The sequence below is a fragment of the Arthrobacter sp. Y3223164 genome, from assembly GCF_059091005.1.
The window spans coordinates 1-516 of the sequence record NZ_JBNHGF010000819.1 but is presented as its reverse complement, the minus strand read 5'-3'; the positions used below and the strand labels follow the sequence as shown (position 1 = coordinate 516).

At 71.9% G+C, this 516-nt stretch carries 1 protein-coding gene; it reads right to left on the bottom strand.

The features are described 5' to 3' along the window. Positions 1-516: SLBB domain-containing protein (locus AC5RUJ_RS18195; RefSeq protein WP_494156512.1), on the bottom strand; the 516-nt coding region annotated here is incomplete at both ends.

The window sequence follows — 516 nt, the reverse complement described above, 5'->3', positions numbered from 1 at the left end:
GCCGCCGCCTCCCGACCCGTCCGCCTGTTGCGGCGGTCCCGGCGCATCCGGCGAGGGCACGAAGACCTGCTGTCCGTCGGTCAACATCGCCGCCAGGTTCAACGCCTCAAGCCGAGCCTTCTTCGTCGCACCCCCGGCAGCGTCAATGGCCTCGAACACCCTAGAGCCGTCGGCCAGCCGGACGATCCCCGGCGAGGCGACGGCCCCGGCCACATGGACGATGAGGCCGGGGCCGTCGCCTGACGGTTCATCCGCGGTCTCCGTACCGTCCTCGCCGGCAGCAGAGGGCGCTGCTGGCGGCGTCCCTTTCGTTTCTTCGTCGACAGCCGGGCCGGCAGCCCGGTCGGACGTCAGCGGAATGCTCTCCAGGATGGGAGCAGCCGAGCGGCTCACATCAGCCGTGGCCAGCGAAACAAGTCCGTAGCCCAGGCACAGCCCGGCCACCACGAACGCTGCCCCGAGGGCTACGCGGAAGCGCGGAGTTCGCCGCGACCGCGACGCGATGCCGCCGCGGGC